The sequence below is a fragment of the Flavobacterium sp. genome (assembly GCF_044357305.1).
Classification (GTDB): domain Bacteria; phylum Bacteroidota; class Bacteroidia; order Flavobacteriales; family Flavobacteriaceae; genus Flavobacterium.
The window spans coordinates 14,456-32,597 of sequence record NZ_JBIKPS010000013.1; the positions used below are offsets into that span (position 1 = coordinate 14,456).

At 34.0% G+C, this 18,142-nt stretch carries 15 protein-coding genes; 7 read left to right on the forward strand and 8 right to left on the reverse strand.

From position 1 onward, the window contains the following. Positions 1-98: 98 nt before the first annotated feature. From ACIQ2J_RS09405 to ACIQ2J_RS09420, 4 genes are all read left to right on the forward strand, one after another. The gene (locus tag ACIQ2J_RS09405) at positions 99-2,135 is read left to right on the forward strand and encodes a M13 family metallopeptidase (RefSeq protein ID WP_396168982.1); all 2,037 of its coding nucleotides are present in this window, start codon (positions 99-101) and stop codon (positions 2,133-2,135) included. Positions 2,136-2,577: 442 nt separating this feature from the next. Beyond that, complete coding sequence (locus ACIQ2J_RS09410) at positions 2,578-3,300, forward strand: hypothetical protein (protein ID WP_396168985.1); 723 nt, start codon at positions 2,578-2,580, stop codon at positions 3,298-3,300. 630 nt (positions 3,301-3,930) lie between these two features. Then, on the forward strand, positions 3,931-4,644 hold the full coding sequence (locus tag ACIQ2J_RS09415; protein WP_396168987.1) for a M13-type metalloendopeptidase: 714 nt from the start codon (positions 3,931-3,933) through the stop codon (positions 4,642-4,644). Positions 4,645-4,766: 122 nt separating this feature from the next. Further along, on the forward strand, positions 4,767-5,669 hold the full coding sequence (locus tag ACIQ2J_RS09420; protein WP_396168989.1) for a TIGR01777 family oxidoreductase: 903 nt from the start codon (positions 4,767-4,769) through the stop codon (positions 5,667-5,669). Positions 5,670-5,686: 17 nt separating this feature from the next. On the opposite strand, the gene ACIQ2J_RS09425 is transcribed toward ACIQ2J_RS09420, so the two are convergent. Both ACIQ2J_RS09425 and ACIQ2J_RS09430 read right to left on the reverse strand, forming a co-directional pair. Continuing rightward, complete coding sequence (locus ACIQ2J_RS09425; RefSeq protein ID WP_396168992.1) at positions 5,687-6,937, reverse strand: DEAD/DEAH box helicase; 1,251 nt, start codon at positions 6,935-6,937, stop codon at positions 5,687-5,689. Positions 6,938-7,178: 241 nt separating this feature from the next. Then, positions 7,179-8,222: a formimidoylglutamase gene (locus ACIQ2J_RS09430; RefSeq protein WP_396168994.1), complete on the reverse strand. Its 1,044-nt coding sequence runs from the start codon at positions 8,220-8,222 to the stop codon at positions 7,179-7,181. 94 nt (positions 8,223-8,316) lie between these two features. Between ACIQ2J_RS09430 and ACIQ2J_RS09435 the strand changes: the two genes are divergently transcribed. From ACIQ2J_RS09435 to ACIQ2J_RS09445, 3 genes are all read left to right on the forward strand, one after another. Next, positions 8,317-9,201, forward strand: coding sequence for a hypothetical protein (locus tag ACIQ2J_RS09435; RefSeq protein WP_396168996.1), 885 nt, complete (start codon positions 8,317-8,319; stop codon positions 9,199-9,201). 155 nt (positions 9,202-9,356) lie between these two features. Continuing rightward, entirely contained in the window at positions 9,357-10,700 is a 1,344-nt protein-coding gene (locus ACIQ2J_RS09440; RefSeq protein WP_396168998.1) for a DEAD/DEAH box helicase, read from the forward strand. 216 nt (positions 10,701-10,916) lie between these two features. Further along, positions 10,917-12,464, forward strand: a complete 1,548-nt coding sequence (locus tag ACIQ2J_RS09445; protein ID WP_396169001.1) for a choice-of-anchor J domain-containing protein — start codon at positions 10,917-10,919, stop codon at positions 12,462-12,464. A gap of 39 nt (positions 12,465-12,503) precedes the next feature. Here ACIQ2J_RS09445 and ACIQ2J_RS09450 read toward each other — a convergent pair whose 3' ends face one another. The 6 genes from ACIQ2J_RS09450 to ACIQ2J_RS09475 all read right to left on the reverse strand — a co-directional run bounded on the left by ACIQ2J_RS09450 (position 12,504) and on the right by ACIQ2J_RS09475 (position 18,126). Beyond that, the gene (locus ACIQ2J_RS09450; protein WP_396169003.1) at positions 12,504-12,641 is read right to left on the reverse strand and encodes a hypothetical protein; all 138 of its coding nucleotides are present in this window, start codon (positions 12,639-12,641) and stop codon (positions 12,504-12,506) included. 95 nt (positions 12,642-12,736) lie between these two features. Further along, complete coding sequence (locus ACIQ2J_RS09455) at positions 12,737-13,483, reverse strand: Asp/Glu racemase (protein ID WP_396169006.1); 747 nt, start codon at positions 13,481-13,483, stop codon at positions 12,737-12,739. 107 nt (positions 13,484-13,590) lie between these two features. Next, the gene (locus ACIQ2J_RS09460) at positions 13,591-14,499 is read right to left on the reverse strand and encodes a fumarylacetoacetate hydrolase family protein (RefSeq protein ID WP_396169008.1); all 909 of its coding nucleotides are present in this window, start codon (positions 14,497-14,499) and stop codon (positions 13,591-13,593) included. Positions 14,500-14,759: 260 nt separating this feature from the next. After that, the gene (locus ACIQ2J_RS09465) at positions 14,760-15,941 is read right to left on the reverse strand and encodes a retropepsin-like aspartic protease (RefSeq protein ID WP_396169009.1); all 1,182 of its coding nucleotides are present in this window, start codon (positions 15,939-15,941) and stop codon (positions 14,760-14,762) included. Positions 15,942-15,947: 6 nt separating this feature from the next. Further along, positions 15,948-17,057, reverse strand: coding sequence for a cupin domain-containing protein (locus ACIQ2J_RS09470; RefSeq protein ID WP_396169011.1), 1,110 nt, complete (start codon positions 17,055-17,057; stop codon positions 15,948-15,950). Positions 17,058-17,145: 88 nt separating this feature from the next. Beyond that, on the reverse strand, positions 17,146-18,126 hold the full coding sequence (locus ACIQ2J_RS09475; RefSeq protein WP_396169013.1) for a carbon-nitrogen hydrolase family protein: 981 nt from the start codon (positions 18,124-18,126) through the stop codon (positions 17,146-17,148). Between the last annotated feature and the right edge of the window lie 16 nt (positions 18,127-18,142).

Sequence of the window (18,142 nt, forward strand, 5' to 3'; positions counted from 1 at the left end):
GCTAAAATTATTGTAAAATATCTTACAAATAAAAATAATTTTCTTCTAAGTTTAAAAATCAGTAGATTTGGAAAGTCTTAAATATTTAAATTATTCATATGAAAATTATTCAAAAAATAGCCACAGTAACCCTCATCACCTTAAATTTGGTGGGATGTGCTAAAAAAGAAGCACCATTCGTAGATCCGTTAATCACCAATAGAGATACCACTATTAGTCCTTCCGAAGATTTCTTTCATTACGCTAATGGCGGATGGTTCCAACAACATCCAATTCCTTCTTCCGAAAGAAGTAATGGAATTTTCCGAATGATTCAGGACACCATCAACAACCAAATTAAATCCATCTGCGAAACTTCTGCCAAAGAAACCGACGCAGAAAAAGGAAGTAACAAACAAAAGATTGGCGATTTTTATGCCTCTGCCATGGATTCGGTAACTATTGATAAAGCAGGAATAACCCCTTTAAAATCGGAATTTGCTACCATAGATGCTATTACGGATGTACCTAGTTTACTAAAAACCATTGGCCATTTACACACCCTAGGATCTGGTGCAGCATTCAGTTTTTATGTATCGCAAGACGATAAAATTAGTTCTAAAAACGCTTTGCAATTCATGCAAGGTGGTCTAGGACTTGGCCAACGCGATTATTATTTTAATACCGATGCTGAAACCGTAAATATTCGTGCCGAATATGTAAAACACATTCAAGCCATGATGCAATTGTTGGGGGTAAATCCTGCCGAGGCTGCCCAAAATGCAACTTCCATCATGAAACTAGAAACCGATTTGGCGAAAGCCTCTCGAAAACTAGAAGCACTTCGCGATCCAGTGAAAAACTACAACAAAATGAGCGTGGTGCAATTTAAAACGCTTACGCCAAATATCGATTGGAGTACTACCTTAAAAGATCTTGGCATTGCCAAAGCCGATTCGGTTATTGTTGGGCAACCCGAATTTTTCAAAGCACTTAACGGCTATATTAAAAGTTATTCCATTGCCGATTGGAAAACCTACCTAAAATGGGATTTAGTAAATACCTACGCATCCTATTTGAATAAAGAAATTGAAAATCAAAATTTCAAATTTTACTCTACCGTTATGAGTGGCGTGAAAAAACAAAAACCAAGATGGAAACGATCTGTTGAACAAACCGATGGTTCGCTTGGGGAGTTAATAGGGCAGGTGTACGTAAAAGATTATTTGCCTGCAGGCTCTAAAGAAAAACTGTTAGAAATAGGAAACAACATCCGCGATGTCTATGCCGAACACATTAAAAAACTCGATTGGATGAGTGCCGAAACCAAAGTAAAAGCGCTAAATAAATTGAGTAAAATAGTCATGAAAGTGGGCTATCCCGACAAATGGAAAGACATGAGCAGCGTAGTGATTGACAGAAAATCCTATTGCAAAAACGTAATGGCTGCCAATGTTTGGCAGTACCAATACATGACCAATAAATACGGAAAACCAGTAGACAGAGCCGAATGGAGCATGTATCCGCAAACCTACAACGCCTATTACAACCCAAGCAACAACGAAATTTGCGTACCAGCTTGTAATATTTTGGTGCCAGGATATGAAGGCAGAATGCCCGACGACGCTATCCTTTACGGAATTATTGGCGGTTCTACTTTCGGACACGAAATCACCCACGGATTTGACGATCAAGGAAGCCAATACGACGAAAAAGGAAACCTAAACAATTGGTGGACTGCCGATGATTTAAAGAAATTCAAAATCAAAACCGGACTTATCGTTTACCAATTCAACAACTACAAAGTAGGCGATAAAAACATCAATGGATCTGCCACACAAGGGGAAAACATTGCCGATTTAGGCGGAGTAGTAATGGGTTACGAAGCCTTCAAGAAAACCAAACAATACACTAGCAAAGAAGTAATTAGCAAACTCAATCCAGACCAACGCTATTTCTTGGCTTACGGCTATGCTTGGATGGTAAACACCAATAAAGAAGCACTTTCGCAACAAATCATGAGCGATGTGCATGCGCCCGCCCAATACCGAATCAACGGGCCGTTAAGCAACATCCCCGAATTTTACAAAGCATTTAATATAAAACCAGGTAGCCCTATGTACCAAACCGATTCCTTGCGGGTGGTAATTTGGTAACACATTCACAATAAAACTAAAAGGGTTGACAATATAGTCAACCCTTTTTTTTTAGGAGCGAAACATTCGGCATTTTAGAAATTGCAATTCCTGCCATCCGTTGCAATCTTTTTTTAACTCCGACAGAGTTCGAAACTCTGTCGGAGTTAAAAAAGGATTTCCACTTCTGTCAGGGCTAAGTAGGTTATGTCTTTGTGAAATCTAATTTCAAAAGAAACTAATCACAAACTTGTCATTCCGATGCAGGAGGAATTGCATCATTTAATAATATTTCAAAAGAAACAATAATTAAATAATAGCGGCATCTTTTTATACAATTAAAATAATGTATATATTTGATGAATATAGCGATACAAAGTAGCGCATATACAACCAAATTAAGGTGTATACACGCTACTTTGTAGCGCATATATAAAGTTATGCGTAATTAAAAACTAAAAAAATGATGAAATCTAAATTATCAATAATAACTTTCGTTGTATTATCTGTTTTGACTGGTTTTTTGGCAATGGAAATGACAGCAAGTAAACCTAATGACTTAAAGTTCTACTTAATTTATATTCCTTTATTGATCTTTCTTTCACTCGAATTTTATTTCATTAATAAAATAAGAAAATCAATAAAAAATATCAAAACATTTAAAATATCTGCATTTTGTATAATACCCTTTAGTATCTTGACATTTCTGTTCTTTTCTTTTGGAGAAGACAAGAACAAAATTTGTATTTCTGGAGATTGCGAAAATGGTTATGGAGAAGCTTTGTATATTAAATCAGAGAGAACAAGCAAAAGTGCAAATGAATCCAATGATGGCGAATTACAATATTATAGTCCAGAATTTTTAGGCAGAAATTGGTTTAATAATATTGTATGGTATGATGGAAATCCTATTTCTTATGTTTACAGAGGGGAGTTTAAGAACGGCTATTTTCACGGAACTGGTCAAGAGTTCTGGTTCACTTATGAATATGACGAGAATCATAAATATGATGAAGAATATAAATTTATTGACGGTATTTATTTTGTAGAAGGTGAATGGGAAAGAGGTTGGTTATTTTGGGATAAAGAATCGCGCACAGATGGTCAAATAAAAATGAATCCTAAAATAGAAAGAATCTTAAAAGACTATAATTTAGATAAAAAAGGTTATTATCTTGGAGAATAAAGATTTACTTAAGCTTTTATATGTCATTGAACTACAAATTGCGATTTACAATATTTTAAATAATTACAATAGATACTCTGTTAGTATTCAACAAATTTAATTGACTATGAAAATAAATTATGACAAGAAGGGCATAAAATTAATCGGTATGACATTTTTTTTATTTGTAATAATTAATATGTGGATTAAAAATAGTTTTTCCTTTTTAATTATCCCTTTTACAATTGGTGTTTTCATTCCATATATTTTAATGGTGATATTAGCCTTTTTATTCTATCTAGTTAAAAAAAGAGAGTTATACATTTTTAGTGATTCACGTGTTGTAATAATTTTAGTGCTTTTTGAGTTTTTTATAATTTATGATCACATAAATAACAACTAACGCATAACCGCCGTTTGGCATTATTGCGGGTTTAGGTTTAATTTAAAGTTGGTTATGGATTTGGAAAAATTACCCCGCAAAGCAAATAAAACAAACTACAAAAAAGCTCTAGTTTTATGTGTATTGCAAAAAGCTATGGTAATAACAAACAGATTATTATAAATAGATATTAATTCATTATGTTTGTGGGTACGAGCTTGAAGCTCGCACGAGCGGGGATTGACAGAAAATCCTATTGCAAAAACGTAATGGCAGCCAATGTTTGGCAGTACCACTACATGACCAATAAATACGGAAAACCAGTAGATAGAGCTGAATGGAACATGTATCCGCAAACCTACAATGCCTATTACAACCCAAGTAACAACGAAATTTGCGTTCCGGCTTGTAATATTTTGGTGCCAGGATATGAAGGCAGAATGCCCGACGACGCTATCCTTTACGGAATTATTGGCGGTTCTACTTTCGGACACGAAATCACCCACGGATTTGACGATCAAGGAAGCCAATACGACGAAAAAGGAAACCTAAACAATTGGTGGACTGCCGATGATTTAAAGAAATTCAAAATCAAAACCGGACTTATCGTTTACCAATTCAACAACTACAAAGTAGGCGATAAAAACATCAATGGATCTGCCACACAAGGGGAAAACATTGCCGATTTAGGCGGAGTAGTAATGGGTTACGAAGCCTTCAAGAAAACCAAACAATACACTAGCAAAGAAGTAATTAGCAAACTCAATCCAGACCAACGCTATTTCTTGGCTTACGGCTATGCTTGGATGGTAAACACCAATAAAGAAGCACTTTCGCAACAAATCATGAGCGATGTGCATGCGCCCGCCCAATACCGAATCAACGGGCCGTTAAGCAACATCCCCGAATTTTACAAAGCATTTAATATAAAACCAGGTAGCCCTATGTACCAACCCGATTCCTTGCGAGTGGTAATTTGGTAACACATTCACAATAAAACTAAAAGGGTTGACAATATAGTCAATCCCTTTTTTTTGCTACCTTTGGACTATGTTTTTACTAAATGGTTAAAACAAATTAATTTATTAAATAAAACGGGGATCTCATGAAGATACTAATTACTGGAGCAACAGGATTGATAGGGCAGGAATTAACAAATTTGCTTTTGAAAGACAATCATGTAGTTAATTATTTGACAACTTCCCCTATTAAAAAAAATCCTAGAGAAAACTATTTTGGGTATCATTGGAATATAAAAACAAAACAAATTGACGAAAATTGTTTGGAAGGTGTAGATGTGATTGTACATCTTGCTGGAGCTACTATCGCTAAAAAATGGACAAAGTCTTATAAAGTCGAACTTTTAGAAAGTCGCACCCAATCGGTGGATATATTATTTGAATTGTTAAAAAATAAGCCAAATCAAGTCCAACATTTTATTTCTGCTTCTGGTACTGCAATTTATCCCGATAGTTTTACTGCAGTTTACGATGAAAATTCTATAGCAAACGACACCACTTTTCTTGGGAAATTAGTTGTAAAGTGGGGAAATAGTGCCGACCAATTTAAAAAACTTAATTTAAAGGTTACTAAAGTAAGAACAGGAATTGTTTTTTCAAATAATGGTGGAGCACTTTTAGAAATGGTACGTCCAATAAAAATGTTTGTAGGTTCGGGTTTTGGTTCGGGTAAACAGCTGCAATCTTGGATACATATTAAAGATGTTGCTAATTTGTATCACTTTATAATTAATAACCAAACCGAAGGAATTATTAATGCAGTAGCTCCTAATCCTATAACGAACCAAGAATTAACTAAAGCAATTGCTTTTCAATTACAACGTCCTTTGTTTTTACCTAATATTCCGCGTTGGGTAATGAAATTGATTTTAGGCGAAATGCATGTTTTATTGTTTAATAATAAAAATATAATTCCTAAAAAAGCATTGGATATTGGTTTTCAGTTTCAATTTCCAACAGCAAAGGAGGCTCTAAAAGATCTTTTTTAAGTAAAAAAAAACGTTGGTTAGTACCAACGTTTTTTGTTTTGTTTAGATGTTTCTGATTTTCTAGAATTAGGAGCCGCCTCTTTTTTCTTATTTCGTAAATCGGGTTTTGCATCTGGATTTTCAGGCACATCGGTATAAGGATAGGGATGGTCTTTTTCTACCTTTACATCAATTTTAATAAGTTTCTGAATGTCTTTCCAATAGGGTAGTTCGTCCTTTGCACAAAAGGAAATCGCCAATCCGCTGTTTCCAGCACGACCAGTTCGACCTATTCGGTGCACATAAGTTTCAGAGATATTAGGGATATCAAAATTTATTACAAAGGGTAAGCTTTCTATATCAATTCCACGTGCAGCAATATCAGTTGCTACAAGCACAGATATTTCTTTATTTTTAAAAGCTTCTAAAACGCGTTGTCTTGCATTTTGAGATTTATCGCCATGAATAGCTTCGGCAGTTACATTATTCTTTTTTAATGCTTTAACTACATTGTCGGCACCGTGTTTGGTTCTTGAAAAAACCAAAACATTATTAATTTTATCGTTACGAATAATGTGGTACAAAAGTTTTCTTTTATCTTCTTTTCCTACAAAATATACTTTTTGATTCACTGTTTCAGCGGTAGAAGATACTGGTGTAACCGAAACATATTTTGGTTTGGTTAAAAAAGTATCGGCAAGTTCGCGAATTGCCATTGGCATTGTAGCCGAGAATAATAGCGTTTGACGATTGTCTGGCGTAAGTTTTACAATTTTTTTTACATCGTTAATAAACCCCATATCTAGCATTTGATCGGCCTCATCGAGTACTAAAAAATGCAGGTGGTCTAAATCGATAAATCCTTGTTTGTGAAGATCTAATAGTCTTCCCGGAGTAGCGATAAGAATGTCAATTCCCTTTTTTAATTGGTCAACTTGTGGCACCTGACTAACGCCACCAAAAATCACCATGGACCTAATGTTGGTGTATTTACCATAGGTGTTAAAGCTTTCGTCAATTTGAATTGCCAATTCACGAGTAGGAGTAACCACTAAAGTTCTAATGTGTTTTTTCTTAGCAGACGAGCCTACTAAGCGGTGTAAATAATTGATAATAGGAATAGCAAAAGCAGCCGTTTTTCCGGTACCAGTTTGGGCACAGCCTACTAAATCGGTTCCTTCTAAAATTATAGGGATGGCTTGTTGTTGAATTGGTGTTGGAGTAGTGTATCCTTCTTCTGCTAGGGCCTGTTGTATATTTTTTAGTAAGTTTAAATCGTTGAATGTCATAATTATATTCTTCTTGAACTGTTTCAAGGAGTTGCAAAGATAGTTTATATTTATTTAAGCTTTTCCTTATGAAAAATTAATTTTACAAAAGACATGACCTGGCTAGCCCTGACAGAAGTGGAAATCCTGGCATTGCGAAAAATAATTAATGTTATTGGATTGCTTCGTACCTCGCAATGACAGATTGCAACGGATGGCAGGAATTACCTTTACTAAAATGCTTACTGATTCGCTCCTAAAATTAAGCGATTGAGATTTCGGTTTTGGCTTTAATAAAGTCGGTTATTAAATAACCAATTAATTTGCCTACAAGGTGGTTGTTTTTTTCGTGGTCGAGACTTGGAGCACCCTCGCAAATGTGAAGGTAAGAAGCATTGGAATGTTTGCCAAAGAAATAGATAAATTGGCGGAGTTCTTCTACCGAAAATCCGCTAAGTGTCATGGCGCTACAGGGGATGTTAGGAATGGAGTCGAGGTCTATTTCTACTCCGTAGAAGTCGTTTTTTATAAAGTCTAATGCCAACTGCATTTCCATGGCAAAATCTTTTGTTTTTTTGATTTTCATACTGTCGTAAGTATTGTATAAAACTCGCTCTTTTAGGGTTTTGAGTTTGTCTAAAACACTTTTGGAAGTATAACTGTGGTGCAGACCAAAGATGAAGTATTTTTTGAGGAAGCCTTCTTCAAATGCGTATGAAAATCCGTTGCCGCTATGGCGTCCTTCTAGAATTCGGAAATCGGAATGGGCATCAAAGTTTATGGCGTTAATGGGTTTTCCTTTGCCAAGTGCGGTTCCTTTTATATTACCATAAGCATTGTTGTGTCCGCCACCGATAATGATTGGGGTTTTTCCAGCTTTTACAATGGTGGCAAGGATATGAGAAACTTCTTTGTCAATTATTGTTACAAGATCACTCATTTTTTTGCGATCTTCCGTTATATTAAAATCTAGATTTTCTATGGCCTTCATTTCTGAAGATGTATCAAGTGCTCCCAAAACAATAATTTGAGATCCTTTGCAAAACCGGTTGTGCTGTATGTTAGCAATGCTTTTAATAGCACTTTCCCATGCAGAATTGGCTCCAGGACGACCATAATTAGCTCGGACACCAATGTCTTCGGGGATTCCGAAAAGTACAAATTGCGATTCGGATTCTTGCAGAAAAGTAGCAATATCTTGGTCTTTGGGAATGGTAATCATTTTTTCGCCAAATTTTACTTCGCCACTTCGATGGTTGGTAATTTTGGATAAATCGGAAGCAGTAAACAGAATAAGTTTTTCCATAACAAAAATCTTTGCGTTCAAAAATAATATAATTGTACAAACTTACGTTATACAATTAAATATTATTAAATTTGCAGAACTAAATATCTCTAAAATGGAAACTCAAAAAAGTAATTCGTCGTTGATAATTGTAGTATTAGTGCTTTTGCTGCTTTTACTAGGTAGTGTTTTTTATATTTTCAAATTAAAAAGTGAAGCTACTACACTTACCACCGAAGTAAGTTCTACAAAGACAGAGAAAGAAAATGTAATGAAAGATTTACAGGATTTGAAGTCTACCTATGATGCAGCTATTGCAGAAAAAACTACTATGTCGGATGAGTTAATTGCAGAAAGAGAAAAAGTGGTTGGATTGATGGCTAAATTAGAAAAATCTAAAGGGGATGCGGCTTCAATGGCTAAATACAAACAACAATTTTTAGCACTTCAAACTAAAATGAATGATTTGATGCAGCAAGTAGAGGTTTTGAAAAAAGAAAACAAAGTATTGACTACTCATTTAGATAGTACTAATGTTGTTTTATCGGATTCTAAGAACTACAATCAAGTTTTGGTTGGTCAAAATGAAGAGCTTTCTAAAACGGTAGAAAAAGGTTCTAAACTTTCATTATTAAATTTAAAAACCGCTACTTTTATACAAAAAAGTTCTGGAAAACAAATTGAAACGGATAAAGCGAGTAGGGTAGATGTACTTAAAATAAGTTTTACAATTGCCGAAAATAGCATTGCTAAATCGGGAGATAAAACCTATTATGTTCAGGTTATTGACAGCAAAGGGAATGTGCTTGGAGATAAAATAACTACTAATTTTGGCGAAAAATCGTTAACCTATAGTTTTACTACTGCAGTAAAATACGAAAATAAAACCGTTAATGTTTCCCAAGATTTACCAGGTAAAGATTTTGCAAGTGGTACTTATTTTGTGAATGTATTTGATAAAAACGAATTGGTTTCTAAATCCAGTTTTACTTTGAGATAGGATAGTACTTACTTTGAAAAAATCAGGAGATTTAAAGCTTATATTTTATAAACTTTAAATCTCCTTTTTATTTTTATCTACTTCATTATTTAATTTTAATTTCAAAAATGTGTAATTCGTAATTTTTAATTCCTAATTGGCTTTATCTTTGCCAAATGAATAATAATCCACACTCTACCAATTTACTATTAAATTTAGGAATTGAAAGTCTAAACGAAATGCAAGAAATGGCACAAGATGCTATTTTGAATGATGCTAATATACTTCTGCTTTCCCCAACAGGTTCTGGAAAAACTTTGGCTTTTTTATTGCCAATTTTTGAAATGTTGCAACCCGAAATAAACACCGTTCAATGTTTAATTTTAGTTCCATCTCGTGAATTGGGATTGCAAATTGAGCAAGTTTGGAAGAAAATGGGAACCGATTATAAAGTAAATGTTTGCTATGGCGGACACTCTATTGATACCGAAATTAAAAACCTTTCCAATCCTCCAGCAGTTTTAATTGGAACTCCTGGACGAATAGCCGATCATATTGAAAGAGGTACTTTCAAGATGGATGCTATTCAAACCTTGGTTTTAGACGAATTTGATAAATCCTTGCAGTTGGGTTTCCACGAGCAAATGTCGTTTATCATTTCTAAATTAAATAAACTGAACAAACGCGTTTTGGTTTCGGCAACTTCCGATATTGAAATTCCAAAATATACCCGAGTTGTAAATCCAACCGTTTTGGATTTTATTCCTACTGAAGAAGCAAATTCTAATTTGACTTTGAAAATGGTAGTTTCTAAAGAAAAAGATAAAATCAATTCGCTTTTTAATTTGATTTGTTCGTTAAAATCAGAAGCGGCAATCATTTTTTGCAACCATAGAGATGCTGCCGAACGCATTAGCGACACCCTAAACGAAAAAGGAATTTACTCCACTTATTATCATGGCGGAATGGATCAAGACGAGCGGGAACGTGCTTTGATTCAATTTAGAAACGGAAGTGTAAGTTATTTAATCACTACTGATTTAGCCGCTCGTGGACTGGATATTCCCGAAATGAAACACGTAATTCATTACCATTTGCCATCCAAAGAAGACGAATTCACCCACAGAAACGGACGTACCGCAAGGATGTTGGCTTCTGGAACGGCCTATATTGTGGCTCATGAAAGTGAGAAAAAAATGGATTATATAGATTATAAAACTGCTGTTTTGAATGTAGATACTGCTACAACTTTACCAAAGGCTCCCGAATTTCAAACGATTTATGTGAGTGGTGGTAAGAAAAATAAATTGAACAAAATTGACATTGTAGGTTTCTTTTCTCAAAAAGGAAAGCTGGAAAAAGGCGATTTAGGTTTGATTGAAGTAAAAGATTTCATTTCGTTTGCGGCCGTAAAATCTAAAAAAGTAAAAGAATTTTTAGGCAATATCCGAGACGAAAAAATGAAGGGAAAAAAGTTTAAAATTGAAGTAGCACGCAAAGTGGTTAAGAAAGAAGACTAGTTTTTATTTCTCATATCTATTTTTTTTTGACAACTATTTTATTTCAAAAATATTTAACTCTATTGTTTTACAATAACTACGGAGTTATTTTTTTATTCTGATTTCAATATTTTTCGCAATAATTTTATTCTGAATGACAATTTTTATTTTATTTTTATTTTTATTTTTTTAGAAAAAAACTACATTTGCTAACTAAACTTTAAAATTAATTTAATTATGAAAAAATTATTACTTTTATTATTACTAATTGGATTCAATCAAACATCGAAAAGTCAGATTGTTTTTCAAGAAAATTGGGACGGAATAGGTCCTGGAATTACAGGTTGGACTTTGTATAATCAAGACGGATTAACTCCTAATACTGGCGTTAGCTTTGTTACTGGTGCTTGGATTGCTACAAATGAAGATTTTGACAATAAAGTTGCAATGAGTACCTCATGGTATACTCCTGCAGGAACTTCTAATGATTGGTTGGTTTCTCCTTCAATAACTTTACCATCAGGAAGTAATACTTTATATTTTGATGCAAAAGCTTACGATCCAGCTTATTTGGATTCCTACAAAGTTTTAATTTCTACAACAGATAATGCCGTAACTAGTTTTACACCTTTGTTCACTAAAGGAGATGGTGTAACTCCAACTTCTGGAGAAAATTCAACTTGGACTAGAAGAAGTATTGATTTATCTGCTTATGCTGGACAAACAGTTTATATTGCATTCCAAAATTTTTCAACAGATATGTTTTTACTATCAATAGATAATATATCGGTTGTTAATAACAATTCTTGTGTTGGAGTTACTAGAGATTTATTTGATTCTGGAAATACATTAACTTCAGCTACCATTAATTGGACAGCTATTCCAGGAGTAACAAGTTATGATATTTCTATTGGCGCTGTTGGACACACTCCAACTGCAACATACAATTCAACAACTAATTCTTTTACAACAACTGGATTAACAGCAAATTCTAGATACCAATATTTTGTAAGAAATAGTTGTGGAAGTCAATGGATTGGACCTTTCTCTTTCTTTACAGCTAATAACTTGCCTTATGCATATGGTTTTGATAATGCTTTAGGATACGCTGTTGATGGTTGGAGTGGTTCTTGGTCAACAGGAACAGTTGCTGCAAATGCACAAGCTGGAACTCAGTATTTGTTTTCAAATTCAAGTACAACTCTTGTAACAAATAGATCAGTCTATTCGAGACCAATAAATTTACAGGCAGGTGAGCAAGTAACGGTTAGCTTTTATCATAGAGAAGCAAGTACTACAGCAAATAGATCTTTAAAATTAGAAGTTTTCCCAGATGCCAATCCAACTGCTGTAACTTCATTATTTTCTAATACAGCTCTAAAATTAACTACTTACACACAAGTTACAGGTAGTGTTTATACAGCACCTTCAACAGGGACTTATTATTTTAAACTTACTGACTTTTCAGCAACAACTGCCTCGGTACAGTCGATGCGAGTAGATTCATTTAACATGACTTCTGTACTTGGAGTAGATCAATTTTTATCTGAAAAATTTGCACTTTACCCAAATCCTTCTAAAGATGTTATAAATGTTATGAATAGCATAAACGCAAGTATAACTAATCTTGAAATTACAGATTTAAATGGAAGAATCGTTAAAAATATAAAATTGGATGGTGTTTCTGAAACTCAAATTTCTGTTTCTGATTTATCTACTGGAATTTATATGATGAAAATAGTTTCTGATAAAGGAACTATTACTAAAAAAGTAATCAAAGAATAATTACTATTTTATAAATATAAAAAAAAGACTAAGCAATGCTTAGTCTTTTTTGTTTTTACTACTTCCCATCATAAGAAAGATAGCGCCAACTAGTCCAATTATTACTAGTGCAAAAACGGCTATCATTATAAATGCTCCATTGTCCCAGGAGTATAATGGAATTACTAATTTGTTCATGAGAATTGGTTTTTAAGTTTTACCAAAAGTAAAAAATCAAAATCCCATTATTTATGACATTTATCATAACAAAAAAAAAGGTGTATTATTAAATCTTAATAGTTCCCATTCAACAATTCCCCACCTATACTGGATTTGGCTTCAATACCCAATTTTTTCATCATTTCATAAGTGGTACAAACTGCCGCCGAAGTTACAGGAATGCCACATTCTGCTTGAATCAAATCGATGGCTTCCAACGAAGGCATTTGCACACAAGCCGAAGCAACTAATACGTCTACATCGGTCAAGTCTAATTGTTTGTAAATGTCCAATAAGTTTAAAGGGTTTTGGGCTGCTACTTCTAAATTATCTGGAATTTCTAAAGCAATACTTTGTTTCACTTTGATGCCTTGGTGTTCAATATAATCTACAACCATATCGGTTAATGGTCGCATGTAAGGAGTGATGATAGAGATTTGTTTAGCACCTAAAACTTTCAATCCGTTAATTAAAGCTCCTGCTGAAGTTACTATTGGAGTAGGGAAGTCATTTGCCACGGTTTCTTGATGCAAATTTACTTCCGATACACAATGGTATCCGCGTCCCATACTCATTATGGCAACCAAACAAGCATATCCCATAACATCTACATGAGCATCAGAAAGTTCTTGCGCGCATTTTAAACTCATGGCATCCATGGCTTCCAATTCTTCTTTGGTAACTTTCTTCATTCGCATTCTACTGCTGTGAAATGTAAAGCGTTCTGGCAAAATGGTTTCTCTTGCTCTAAATATTGCTGGTATTTCGGTTTCCATCGTCACGTTGGAGGATGGAACTATTTGTCCTATTCTGTATTTCATTTTAATTTTTTTTTGGAACGCGGATGATACGGATTGCTCACGCAAACGCGAATAAACGCAGATTTTATTTAGTAAATTAGATTAAAGAAATGAAGTATTAAAATATATTATATCTCTTTAATCGTATTTACTATAGTGCCTATTCCTTCCACAGTTGCTTCCACCACATCGCCATCGTACAGCCATTCTTGAGGATTTCTTCCTGCGCCAACACCCGATGGTGTTCCTGTGGCAATAATATCACCTGGTTCTAAAGTAAACACGATGCTTAAATCTTCAATCAAATCATTGATGTTGAAAAGTAAGAATTTGGTATTGGAATTTTGCTTTTCCACTCCGTTTACTTTTAACGATAAGTTCAAGTTATGCGGATTTTCAATTTCGTCTTTGGTTACTAAAATTGGTCCCATTGGTGCAAAAGTATCTTGCCCTTTGGAAACAATCCATTGTCCCTCACGACGACAATCACGAGCAGAAATATCGTTGATAACAGTATAACCAAAAACATAATCCATTGCATCGGCATTAGCAACGTATTTTCCTTTTTTGCCAATAACCACAGCCAATTCTACTTCCCAATCCAATTGTGAAGTTAGTTTGGTGTTTTTAATAATTTCCGTATTGGTTGCTGTAACTGTTGTTGGAGGTTTAGAAAAGATAATAGGTTTTGTTGGTAATTTTCCTGTTGTATCCAAAGTTCGTGCACTTTCGGCAACGTGTTCGGTGTAATTCAATCCTATTCCGATGATGTTTTTTCTTGGTTTTTCAATAGGAGCAAGGATATTAACTTCGTCCATTTTATAGGATATTTCTTCAAAGAAATTTTCGGGAGTTTCGTTTACCATTTCGGTGATTTCCTGAATGATTTCAAATCCAAGGTCAATTAAATCCAACATATCGTTTGGTAATGGAAAATTGGATATTTCTCCAAAATCTTCCATGTCGATTACTTGGTTGTTGTGGATAAATCCTAAACGAGGTTCAGTGTTTGCTGTTTTGTAAGTAAGTAGTTTCATATAAGTCCCCTTATCCCGTAATCTCGGGAAATTCCTATTAAGGGTCAATAGGATTTTAATTTTTTTTTAATTATTTTTCTTTAAATTTTTATAGATATTGATTGAAACAATTAATAACCACCAAACTATACTAATATATCCTAAAAAAATTGCAAGATTGTCTTTTTGTTGTATTAAATAAATACTGAGAATAAAGAATAATATTATAATAAAATTAATTGAATTATAAAATAATTTTAAATGTTTCATTTGTAAGTTTCCTAATTTTCAATATTTATTATGTTGGTTTGATCTTCTTTATTTTTGACTTCAATTGTGTAAAGTTTTTTATTTTTAATATACTCTTTCAAATTCAGAATTTCACACGCCTTCATCTCATTAGTTTTAAAAGTATCTATACTGAGTATCTCGTCACCAAATTTAATTTTTTCAGCCAAGTTTTTATCCCAAACTAAACCAACTATATATTTATTATCTAAAATTGTTGTTGCATATTTAGGTTCTTTATTTGAAAGAATTATTGTATCATTTGCTTCAAAATAAAAATTCTTCTTTTTAAAATCTAAAATTACATTTCCATAATTCAAAAACTCTAAACCTATCCTTGAATTAGTATCATCTGTTGTATCAGCATATAAGTTTTTTATTGATTTATTATTTAATAAAGCATTTTCAACTAAAACTAATTTTTGCAAGCTTGGCTTTCCCAAGCCAAATAGACCTAAGCTACTTAATCCTTCTGATTTACCTTTAATTTCAAAAATATTTTGATTTTCAAATAGAGCATATGCCCGATTTGACATATTATACAAGCCATCCATACCTGTATCAAACAAAACCATGTCTGAAGCTTTTTCTTTGTTTTTTCCTAAAAAATTAAGTTCAATATACGGTGCTTTTTGTCTTCCAATTAATTTTATTTTAGTTGGTTTCACTAGTACATTTAATAATTCGAATTGATCTGTAATAACAAGGTTCTGATTTGTTTTATCGATTTTTAAAACGGAATTTTTTAACAAATTACTCCCTATAAATCCATCAATATTATAACAACTCAAAAGATTGTGATTTTTTAAATCAAAAACTAAAGCAATTTGATCTTCAAACGTCAATTCCCCAATTTTTATTTTTGGAATGACTACCAATTGCATACTTTGATTTAGATTATTTGAATCATTCGCAATAATACTTTTCAATGATTCTGAATTTAATTCTTGCAAAACTTCATTTGAAATTAAATTTGGAGCTCCAGTATCTAATAGAAACCTAAAATTTTTACCATTAATGGTTACAGGAATAATAATTTTATCTAGAACAGATTCATATTGAATTACTTCATAATATTTTTTTTGAAGTACAGTTCCTTTATCAAAATCAACATTTTGAGCAATGCAATATTGGGATAGGAATACAATTAAAAATGTTATTTTTTTAATATTCATAATTATTTATATTTTTTGATGTCCATTATTTTCTTCCAACTCTCTACTTTGAAACAATCCTAATTTTTCCATTACTGGTAAATCATTGAAGGTAAATAGACAGGCATCTTCTGTGTCTGAGGCATTGTGGTGTTCGTGCCAAGCCCAAGACGGAACACAGAAAATATCGCGTTCTTTCCAATCGAAACGTGTTCCGTTGATGATGGAATAGCCTTTTCCTTTGGCACATTGGTAGACAAAAGACCCGGTATGTTTATGGGCTTTACCTTTGAAACCTGCAGGTAACAATTGCATGGCGGCACCCATGGTTTGCATGACATGACCACCCGTTAACGGATTGGAATATTGCATTAAAATTCCGTCAAACGGATTAATTTCATTGACTTTTGCAACTTCTAATAAGGTTGGATATACATTTTTCCAAGAGTATTTGAATAAAGGCGAATAAGGTTTATCCCAAGTTGTATCGGCCGGAATTAATCCTGCGCCACCAAAAGTCATTGGTGAATGATTGACTGGAGAAATTAAGGCTTGTTTGCCATCATAAACGGCATAATCATTGGCTTCGAGAGCATTTACCAGAGGGATGTCCAAACCATCTTGCCAAATGCACGTTTGCCCATCGGCCTCAACACCATGTTCGTGCCAAGTGGAATTTGGTGTAATCACAAAATCATTGACTTCCAACATGATTTTGTTACCATCTACCACGGTATATCCTTTACTGCCTTCCATAATGAATCGCAAAGCAGAAGCCCGATGACGGTGTGCCGAAGTGCTTTCCCCTGGGCGTGTAACTTGAATTCCGGTGTATAACCAACCCACGGCTGCCGAAACCTCTTTGCGTTTGTCGTTTACCAAATATACCACTCGACGGCCAGCTTGTTCGGGTGTAACCAATTCGGAGGATTTTAAAACCAACGCCCGCAAATCATCGTATTTCCAAAGCATAGGAACGGAAGTACTTCTTGGTTCCCATGGTTCTATATCATTGGCAACCGTCCATAAAGCACCAGCGCCAAGACTTTCGAGTTCTTTATAATAGGCTTCTAGTTCGGGTGTGGTTTGAACTCTAGCACGACCGATTTGGTCATCGGAATGGTTTGTTTCTTTCATGTTTTATTTTTTAACCATTAAGATATTAAGAAAAATTAAGTAATTTAAAAAATCTTAATACTTAATACTTCAATCTTGATACTTAATACTATCTCTTATTAAACTCCTCGTGATTGTCAATAAACGTAATCTTTCTTGTTGGAGCGATGTTTACGCGTAAATCAAATATATCAAATCTATTGTAATGTCCTAAAATATCGTGCATTTGCTTGGGTTGGATACACTTTTCTAAATCGATGTCGGCATAAACCATTCCTTCTTCATCAATTAATGGTTCACCAATAACAGCACCGTTGGGGCCAATAAATCCAGAGAATGCAGAATTTTTTCTAGTTAATAATTCATCCACATTTGGAACATCCTCTCTTAGCGCATCTTTTATTTCTTGCGAAATTGTGGAGCAAGAAACAATGGTAAATAATTTTCCTTCAAAGGAATGCGCTGCAGCCCGAATTTTAATTGCTTCTGCCATATTATAATCGGGTGGGGCAACGGGCAATGAAATATAATTGGCAATATGAATTAATTCGCCTTGAGCAAGAAGGGTAAATCGAGCCAAGGTATTGGTGTTTTCACCGCATGCCAAGGTTCCGATAGGGCCAATTTCAGTATTGTAAACTTTTAAAGAAGAGCCATCACCAGAAGTCCATGTTAGTTTTTCTGCCCAAGTTGGAACTAATTTTCTGTGTTTTCCAATTAGGGTTCCGTTGTTGTCAATGATCAAATTGGTGTTGTAAATTTCACCATAAGAATCCCCTCGTTCGTTAATTCCGATTACAATATGAATGTTGTTTTCTTTTGCTGCTTGGAATAAAGGTTGCATGGATTCATCGGTTACAGCAACCGAACATTTATACAATTCTTCATACCATTTACTGCCTTGAACGGGTGTCATAATCCAATTCCAATACGGATAACCCGCAACGAATACTTCTGGAAAGGCTATTAATTGCGCACCATTAGCACTTGCTTCTTTAATAAAAGTAATTGCTTTCTCGATGGTTTTCTCTACGTTTAAAAAAACAGGCGATGTTTGAACGGTAGCGGCTTTGAATTTTTTGAAGTCCATAGTTTGTTTAATTACG